The 6,549-nt window shown below is 60.9% G+C and carries 8 protein-coding genes; 4 read left to right on the top strand and 4 right to left on the bottom strand.

From position 1 onward, the window contains the following. Together WAW39_RS07215 and WAW39_RS07210 are read left to right on the top strand one after the other, a co-directional pair. Nucleotides 1–399 (top strand): plastocyanin/azurin family copper-binding protein (locus WAW39_RS07215; protein ID WP_422317257.1); only part of this gene is annotated, 399 nt, incomplete at its 5' end. 19 nt (nt 400–418) lie between these two features. Continuing rightward, the gene (locus WAW39_RS07210) at nt 419–835 is read left to right on the top strand and encodes an OsmC family protein (RefSeq protein WP_422317255.1); all 417 of its coding nucleotides are present in this window, start codon (nt 419–421) and stop codon (nt 833–835) included. A gap of 375 nt (nt 836–1,210) precedes the next feature. Here WAW39_RS07210 and WAW39_RS07205 read toward each other — a convergent pair whose 3' ends face one another. Both WAW39_RS07205 and WAW39_RS07200 read right to left on the bottom strand, forming a co-directional pair. Further along, nucleotides 1,211–1,927, bottom strand: coding sequence for a hypothetical protein (locus tag WAW39_RS07205; RefSeq protein WP_422317253.1), 717 nt, complete (start codon nt 1,925–1,927; stop codon nt 1,211–1,213). Between the two features lie 21 nt (nt 1,928–1,948). After that, nucleotides 1,949–2,686 carry a 3-keto-disaccharide hydrolase gene (locus WAW39_RS07200; protein WP_422317251.1) on the bottom strand — a complete coding sequence of 246 codons (738 nt, stop codon included), beginning with the start codon at nt 2,684–2,686 and terminating at the stop codon, nt 1,949–1,951. 204 nt (nt 2,687–2,890) lie between these two features. Between WAW39_RS07200 and WAW39_RS07195 the strand changes: the two genes are divergently transcribed. Beyond that, nucleotides 2,891–3,298 carry a VanZ family protein gene (locus WAW39_RS07195; protein ID WP_422317249.1) on the top strand — a complete coding sequence of 136 codons (408 nt, stop codon included), beginning with the start codon at nt 2,891–2,893 and terminating at the stop codon, nt 3,296–3,298. 219 nt (nt 3,299–3,517) lie between these two features. On the opposite strand, the gene WAW39_RS07190 is transcribed toward WAW39_RS07195, so the two are convergent. Further along, nucleotides 3,518–4,720, bottom strand: coding sequence for a complex I subunit 1/NuoH family protein (locus WAW39_RS07190; protein WP_422317247.1), 1,203 nt, complete (start codon nt 4,718–4,720; stop codon nt 3,518–3,520). A gap of 235 nt (nt 4,721–4,955) precedes the next feature. Then, nucleotides 4,956–5,315 carry a DUF4282 domain-containing protein gene (locus tag WAW39_RS07185; RefSeq protein ID WP_422317245.1) on the bottom strand — a complete coding sequence of 120 codons (360 nt, stop codon included), beginning with the start codon at nt 5,313–5,315 and terminating at the stop codon, nt 4,956–4,958. 189 nt (nt 5,316–5,504) lie between these two features. Here WAW39_RS07185 and WAW39_RS07180 point away from each other — a divergent pair, with 189 nt between their 5' ends. After that, entirely contained in the window at nt 5,505–6,542 is a 1,038-nt protein-coding gene (locus WAW39_RS07180; protein ID WP_422317243.1) for a TraR/DksA family transcriptional regulator, read from the top strand. The last annotated feature ends 7 nt before the right edge of the window (nt 6,543–6,549 follow it).

The following is a 6,549-nucleotide window of genomic DNA, read 5'->3' as shown; positions in this document are numbered from 1 at the left end:
GTCGCTCCCACCTCCAATCTTCCCGTGCTGCAAGTCACCATCAAGCCGGATGCCGCCAACCCGCTGGCCTATGACACCAAGACCATCAGCGCCAAGGCCGGCCAGAAGATCAAGCTCACCTTCACCAACACCCACCCCACCTTGCCCCAGCCGCACAACATCGTGATCGGCAAGCTCGGCACCAAGGACAAGATGATGGGCATCGCCATGGGCGCCATGACGCTGGTGGACAAAGGCTACATCCCGGACTCCCCGGACATCCTCGCCCACACCAAGCTGCTTCAGCCCGGCAGCAGCGAGACCATCGAGTTCACCGTGCCAGCCGCCGGTGACTACCCCTACTTCTGCACCTTCCCAGGACACGTCGCCATCATGAACGGCGTCCTCACCGCGCAGTAATTTTTCACCGTCCCCAGCCATGGCCGTCTCCATCAGCGTCGATTACGAAGGCGGCCTGCGCTGCCGGGCCACGCATGGCCCTTCGCAAAACCAGTTCATCACCGATGCGCCGGTGGACAACCACGGCAAAGGTGAGTCCTTCAGCCCCACCGACCTCGTGGCCACGGCGCTGGCCACGTGCATGGCCACCGTCATCGGCATCAAGGCCCAGCAGAAGGGCTACGACATCGCCGGCATGAAGGTCAGCGTGGAAAAGCACATGAGCGCGGACAGCCCACGCCGCATCGTTGGCCTGCCCATCACCATCCAGATCCCGCTGCCGGAAGACCACCCGGACCGCAAGCTCCTTGAAGCCACCGCCCTCGGTTGCCCCGTGCACCACAGCGTGCACCCGGACATCGACAAGCCGGTGACGTTTGTGTGGGGCGGGAAGTAGCGTAGAACGAACTTCCAAGTTCGTTCACCCAGCGCCCAGCCGAAGCCCATCACCGAACTTGGAAGTTCGGTTTACGATCATTCAGCCGAGGTGACTTGCTCTCTTGGCCGTCCTTCGTTTCAGACCTCGGGAAACGAAAATGTGTCGGGTTCGAAGAAATCCTTCGTCCCAGCGCGGGCTGCTGACTCAAAGAAGTCTCTCTTTTCGAGCGCTTCCGCCTTCCGCCATCGAGCACCCGCAGGACGGCGCACCTTTTTGATCGCCTGCGAAGCTGCAGACCCGAAATCACGGACCCGCGCAGCGCTTCCCTACCATTACCATTTCTGAGGCGTCAAAGCGGCAGGCCTTGATCCTGATTCGGTCGGTCCTTCGCGGTTACCGCACCCAGCGTGCGCCGCTGGAGAGGCCTACGTGCCAGTCGCGCAGGTGCATGTCTGAGTAGTCGGTCTTGCCCTGGGCTCCCACCATTTTAGTGCCGGTGGCGCGTTTCCAAGCTTTGCTGAAGCTCTCCGCCGTGTGGCAGCCCCAGCTCTGGCAGTAGGCTTTGCCGCTGAAGGCCCAGCGGCTGATCTTGTGCAGATCATTCTCATGCAGCCACGCGGTGGAGGTGGCGTACACGTCGGAGCTGTAGTCAAACATGAAGCTGTACTTGTTCGAGTGGCCGAAGTACTCGAAGCCGGAGATCTTCAATCCGCCGCGTCCGGACTGGCCGTTGTTGATGTAGTTGATGAGTTCGTCCGTGCTGCGGAACCAGACGAGGTTGATATAAGGGTAGGCCTTGGTCACGGACTCGACGTTCTGCGTCAGCGGCTGGTGCTCGGCGGCGGCGCGGCGCACGTAGGCGTCCCGGTACACCAGCCAGGTGATGCGGGTGTTTGCCGGAACGGTTTTGTGGATCTCCTGCATGCGCACGCGGGCGGTGCGGATGAAGTTGCCCCACCAGCGGTCGTGCTGCTCTCCGGGCCGGCGCAAGTCCTCAAAGCCACGTGCCGCAGGCCCACCGCTGACGATGAGGTATTCGGTGTCTGCAGCGGCCTTGGTGACAAGGCCGCTGGTGAGCAGGAGAAGCGCGGTGAAAAGCAGGCGGGTCATGATGAGGCTAACAAAGCACGACTACTTCGTTTCGACGAGCTTGAAGTTCTTGAACTGCACGACCATCGGCGGGCCGGCGTGGATCTGCAGGGCCAGGAGGCCTTCCTTTGGCGCGTTGGCGGCGTCTTCGTCGGTCACGTCGATGGTCTGCTGGCCGTTGATGAAATGCTGCACATGGTTGCCCTTGGCCACGATGCGGTACTCGTTCCAGTCCTCTTCCTTGATGCTGGCCTGGATGGCGGCGCTGTCGCCCACGCTGCCGGTCACTTCCACCACGGCCTTCTTGCCACCGTCGGCGGCGGGTTTGATCACGGTCTTTTCACCGCGCTTGGCCAGGATGCCACGGCCGCGCTCTTCGTAAAGGATGCCGCTGTAGGTCTTGCCGGCCTCGAAGTCGGCCTGGTAGCCGCTGATGATGGGGCCGTTTTCTCCGGCATTGAGCTCCTTGCTGCGGTACTGCACGCCGGAATTGCCCTTTTCGATGCGGTATTGGAACGTCAGCACGAAATCGCTCACGGTGCCGCCTTTCCAGACCAGGAAGGTGTTGTGCTTGAGGATGCTCTTGACCGGAGCGTCGGGCTTTGCCGGATCTGCAGGAGCAGCCGGGGTCTTGCCGGTGATGGTGCCGTCCTGCACGCTCCAGAGGTCCTTGTTGCCTTCCCAGCCGGTGAGATCCTTGCCGTTGAAGATTTCTTTTTCTTCCGCGCTGGCGAAGGAAAGGGAGGCGAACAAGGCGGCGAGAGCGAGGTGCAGTTTCATGAAGGATGGTTGTGGTGGTCGGGCGAGGTTTAACGCGCAGGCCCGGGGTTGTCTATCGCTTTGCAGGAGGCGGAAGGATGGGTCGCTCTCGCAAAGAGTGGGAGGTGGGGCAGGGATGGCGGAGCCATCGAAGGCATCTGCGGAGCAAGATCGTGATCTTCTTGAAATGGAAATGGGTGCTAAGTCTGCTATACACCGCGCACGATGCCACTGCCCCGCTTCCTCTCTTCTCCCGCTCTGTGGCGTTTTTTGGTCGTGCTGTGGTTTGGGGTGCTGTTCTGGCTGTCCTCCCAAACGCATCTGCCATCCCCCGCGAGTTTTGAGGGCGTGGACAAGCTGGAGCATGCGATCTTTTTCTCTGCCGGCGGCATGTGTTTCCTGCTCAGCTTGCGTCTCGCAGGGCGTGCCCGAACCACGGCCATCGCCATTCTCGCCTCGGTGCTGTTCTGCGGCGCCGTCGGCGGCTTTGATGAGTGGCATCAAACCTACACCCCGGGCCGCAGCGGCGGGGATGTGTGGGACTGGATCGCTGATTTGTGCGGCGGGTTGATTGGTGCTTTTTTGGCCCTGAGGGTACAGAAGTGGCTGGTGAGAGCTCCAATGAAGGCGTGACAGTTTTTGGAGCGCGGCTGCGGTAGCTGCCGCTTTCGAGCGTCTTGTGGTGGGCGTATGCTGAGAGGCCTGCGATATCCCCATCAGTTCCCGCATTCGGTAGTTTCACACATGCTTCACACATGCGTGCGTCATTCACCCCGTCGAAAGCGATAGCTGCTCTTGTCCCTCGCTGCGCAACCGCAGTCCAAATATCCAAAGTATTCTCTGTGGCTTTCCTTACTTCAGCGGAAACCACCACATCAGCACCGCAGTGAGGAAGACGTTCGCGAGGGCGAGCTCGAAGAACACTTTCCAGCCGAGGGCCATGAGCTGGTCAAAGCGGAAGCGGGGCAGGGTCCAGCGGATGATGATGAAGAAGACGATGAAGGCGAAGACCTTGGCGAAGAAGGTGCCGATGTGCAGCAGGCCGGTATAGAACGGGGTGGTGTCCGGCGTGTAATGCAGCTGCAGCGGGATGATTTTCTCCAGCAGCGGCCAGCAGGGGATGCTCCAGCCACCAAGGAAGAGCGTCACCGCCATGCCTGAGCCGATGATCATCGCGGCGTATTCACCCATGAAGAACAGGGCGAACTTCATGGAGCTGTATTCGGTGTGGTAGCCGGCCACCAGTTCCGTTTCGCACTCGGCAAGGTCGAAGGGCAGGCGGTTCGTCTCGGCAAACATGGAGACGGTGAAGATGACGAAGGAGATGACGATGGGGATCAGCAGCACCCAGCGTGCGACGCTGAGGCCTTCGCCCCAGAGCGGCAGCAGCAGCCAGCCGTTCGCATCCTGGAAGGCGGACATCTTGGTGAGGTTCAGCTCGCCGAAGATCATGAGCACCGGGATGATGGACAGGCCCAGTGAGATTTCATACGAGATCATCTGCGCACTGGCGCGCACACCGCCGAGAAAGGGGTACTTTGAATTGGAGGACCAGCCAGCGAGGACGATGCCATACACGCCGAGGGAGGCGATGGCGAAGGTGAAGAGGGGCCCGATGCTCAGGTCTGCGATCACCATCTTGACCGGTTCGGTGATGCCGAGGAAGGAGAGGTTCAATTCACTGCCGAAAGGAAGTACCACACAGGTGAGCAGCGCAGGCACCACTGTCATGCAGGGGGCCAGCCAGTAGTAAAACTTGCGCACATGGGCGGGCACAAAGTCTTCCTTCAAAATGAACTTCAGGCCGTCAGCAGCCGCCTGAGCCAGCCCGCCGATGCCGAAGGGCTGCCAGTCTTTCTTGAAGCCCAAAAGCGTCAGCGGCACGCCCACGCGGTTCGGACCCACGCGGTCCTGGATCACAGCGGAGATGCGTCGCTCAAAGTAAACCGCGATGGAAACCAGCGGGAGGATGACCAGAAAAGTGAGAAACACGATCTTCCCCACCGAGACGGCGAGCGCAATGAGATCGAAAGTGGCGAGCGTGGGAGTGAACATCGGCAGGGCGATTATCAGGACGCAGCGAGGAGCAGCAACCCGATTTTGTGAAAAATTTCACAAGCTCCGGTTTGGAACGTAGGTTGGGCGTGTTTGGTGCCCCGATTTTGCCCATACTTCAGAGCCCTCTTCGCCAAACCGCCCGACTTCGAGGGCGTGCGCAGGCTGGGGTGCGTTGCCATACGCTGAAGGACGGGCGGGCTGTCGCCACGCCCATCCTACGGCCATGCTGGGCTCACTTCACCGGATCGGTGAATGAGCGCGGCTTGGGCGCAGGCTTGGCGCCCGTGTCATCCGCCATGGGGGCAAGGCGCTCGGCGATGCGGAAGATCGCCAGGATCAGCTCCACCGTCACACGGGCGACGATCAGGTAAAACAGCAGGGCCACCGGCGCCATGATGAGGCCCCAGAAGCCGCTGAACATCCATCTGACGGCATATAAAAAGGCCGCTAGCAGGCTCAGCACATACAGCATGCGCACGAGGTGCGGAGTGACGAAGCGCTTGAAAGAGAGATCCAGCACGAGGTCGAGCACGGCGCGGATCTGCTGCCACAGGCTGGAAAGCGCGGAACTGGAGGGGGGCTCGGCATTCATGGCGGCAGAGTAGGCTCTGACCCTGCGGGCGCAACCCGCCAAATGCGCCGGAAGAGGGAACCTTGGGGCGGCGTTGGAATACTGGTTGCGTGTTTTGACAACCGCAGGCAGAATCCGCGCCTCTTTTTCCGCCCTGTGGCCAGGTGCATTAACAGAGAAGTTCATCGACAACCCAACACCGTCAAAGTCATGCCTGCGAAATCCAAGAAACCCGCAGTTAAGAAGCCCTCCGCCAAGCCCGTGAAAAAGGCTCCTGCCAAGGCGGTGAAGTCGAAGAGCAAGCCCGTTCCAGCCAAGCCCGCCAAGCCGGCGGCGAAGTCCAAGAGCAAATCCATTTTGAAGAAGGCGACGCCGCAAAAGCCCGCCCCGAAGAAAACCTCCCCCATGCCTGTGAAGAAAACCGCCCCGACAAAAGCTGCCGCCAAGACACCTGCCCCCGCCAAAAAAGCTGCCGCGAAAGCTGCTGCTCCCGCCAAGAAGGCTCCTGCCAAAGCTGAGAAGCCTGCTGCCAAAGCCGCCCCTGCTCCTGCCCCAGCACCTGTGAAGGCCGCCCCTGTCGCCGCTCCGGCTCCAGTCAAAGCGACGAAGTCCTCCAAGAGCACGCCAGCCCCGCTGGTTCCCAAAGGCCGCACCTCCGTTTCCACCACCGGCACGCCGCGCTCACGCCTCAATCGTGAAGAAGAAGGCATCACCATCGACATCGCCAAGGGCCCGGTCAAGATGACCCCCTTCCTCAAGAAGCAGAAGCAGCGCCTGATCGAACTGCGCGACGCCTACCTGAACTCCATCGAAGGCGTGGCCAGTGAGACCATCCGCAATGAAAACGGCGACTCCTCCGCTTTCGGCATGCATCAGGCTGATGCCGGCAGTGACGCCTATGACCGCGACTTCGCCCTCAGCCTCCTCGGCAAGGAACAGGACGCCCTCTACGAAATCAACGAAGCGCTCAAGCGCATCGAAACCGGCACCTACGGCCTGTGCGAAGGCACCGGCGTCGATATTCCTGAAGAGCGCCTGGAGGCCATGCCCTTCGCACGCTTCTCCGTCACCTATCAGGAAAAGCTGGAGCGCAGCCAGATGAGCGGCCGCTGGAGCCGCCCTGTACATTCCCTCTTCGGCCTCGACAATGCCGACGACGCTTCCGACGACGACAAGGACGATGATGACGCCGCTCCGAGCTCTTCGAATAACAACTCAGGCGAATCGCTTGACTTCTCCAAAGAGTGACCTAGCC

The organism is Prosthecobacter sp. (assembly GCF_049294395.1).
Taxonomy (GTDB): domain Bacteria; phylum Verrucomicrobiota; class Verrucomicrobiia; order Verrucomicrobiales; family Verrucomicrobiaceae; genus Prosthecobacter.
This window is presented reverse-complemented; position numbering and strand designations above follow the sequence as displayed.